The sequence below is a fragment of the Vibrio glycogenivorans genome (genome assembly GCF_051660965.1).
Classification (GTDB): domain Bacteria; phylum Pseudomonadota; class Gammaproteobacteria; order Enterobacterales; family Vibrionaceae; genus Vibrio.
This window is the reverse complement of record NZ_JBPVIS010000037.1, coordinates 1-779: the sequence shown is the minus strand read 5'-3', so window position 1 is coordinate 779 and position 779 is coordinate 1. Positions and strand designations below refer to the sequence as shown.

At 52.9% G+C, this 779-nt stretch carries 1 rRNA gene; it reads right to left on the bottom strand.

Annotated features, from left to right (window positions below):
• Positions 1-28 precede the first annotated feature (28 nt).
• Positions 29-779 (bottom strand): 23S ribosomal RNA (locus ACSTTG_RS24175); the annotation flags it as partial.

Below are 779 nucleotides of genomic sequence, written 5' to 3'. Positions count from 1 at the left end.
GAGTCCATCAAAACCCTTTGGGTGTTGTATGGTTAAGCCTCACGGGCAATTAGTACAGGTTAGCTCAACGCCTCACAACGCTTACACACCCTGCCTATCAACGTTCTAGTCTCGAACAACCCTTAAGGATACTTAAAGTATCAGGGAAGACTCATCTCAGGGCTCGCTTCCCGCTTAGATGCTTTCAGCGGTTATCGATTCCGAACTTAGCTACCGGGCAATGCGTCTGGCGACACAACCCGAACACCAGAGGTTCGTCCACTCCGGTCCTCTCGTACTAGGAGCAGCCCCCTTCAATCTTCCAACGCCCACGGCAGATAGGGACCGAACTGTCTCACGACGTTCTAAACCCAGCTCGCGTACCACTTTAAATGGCGAACAGCCATACCCTTGGGACCGACTTCAGCCCCAGGATGTGATGAGCCGACATCGAGGTGCCAAACACCGCCGTCGATATGAACTCTTGGGCGGTATCAGCCTGTTATCCCCGGAGTACCTTTTATCCGTTGAGCGATGGCCCTTCCATACAGAACCACCGGATCACTATGACCTGCTTTCGCACCTGCTCGAATTGTCATTCTCGCAGTCAAGCGGGCTTATGCCATTGCACTAACCTCACGATGTCCAACCGTGATTAGCCCACCTTCGTGCTCCTCCGTTACTCTTTGGGAGGAGACCGCCCCAGTCAAACTACCCACCAGGCACTGTCCTCAACCCCGATAAGGGGTCTAAGTTAGAACATCAAACATACAAGGGTGGTATTTCAAGGATGGCTCCAC